The 642-nt window shown below is 43.9% G+C and carries 1 pseudogene; it reads left to right on the top strand.

What is annotated here, in order from left to right:
- Positions 1 to 534: pseudogene (locus tag ACFINO_RS10895) on the top strand (phage portal protein); the annotation flags it as partial.
- Positions 535 to 642 lie beyond the last annotated feature (108 nt).

The following is a 642-nucleotide window of genomic DNA, read 5'->3' as shown; positions in this document are numbered from 1 at the left end:
TTGGTACGGATATCTGGTGAGGAGAATGCGCAATATATTCCATTGACGCGTGAAGAAGTAACGAGTGTCGAGTATGACATTGTTGTCGATGATGCTCCAACCAGCCCGAATGAGAAAGAGCGCACCTTTGGTATCATCACACAGCTGCTCCCATTGCTTCAAAATGCGATTACGCCGGATATTATGCTTGATCTACTTCGTTATTCTCCATTGCCTGCGTCATTGCTTAATCGTGTGAGTGAGAAGATGCAACAGCAGCAAATGGCACAACAAGCCCAACAACAGCAAATGAATCCGGAACAAGAAATGAAGTTGCAGGAAAAGCAGCAAGATATTGCGGCTAAAAGTCAGATGCAACAGATGGATTTACAAGGCAAGCAGATTGAATTGGTCATGCGTCAAAAGAGAGCAGAATTGGAAGCGGAATTGATGCAACAGAAGCATGAGCTTGAACGGGAGCGTATTCTTAATGAACGAGCGCAAAATCAAATCATGCGTGAAAGAGCGGCAACATACAGAGGAAGAAGCATTTGAGAGAGGTTAGAGAATGAATGCAGAAATGAACGAAGCTATGAATGAAGATTACAGAGTTGGAGCACCGGTCTTTGATGATGAGAGCTCTTTTGATGCTGGCACTTATGA

The organism is Bartonella sp. AA83SXKL, assembly GCF_042196965.1.
Lineage (GTDB): Bacteria > Pseudomonadota > Alphaproteobacteria > Rhizobiales > Rhizobiaceae > Bartonella.
This window is presented reverse-complemented; position numbering and strand designations above follow the sequence as displayed.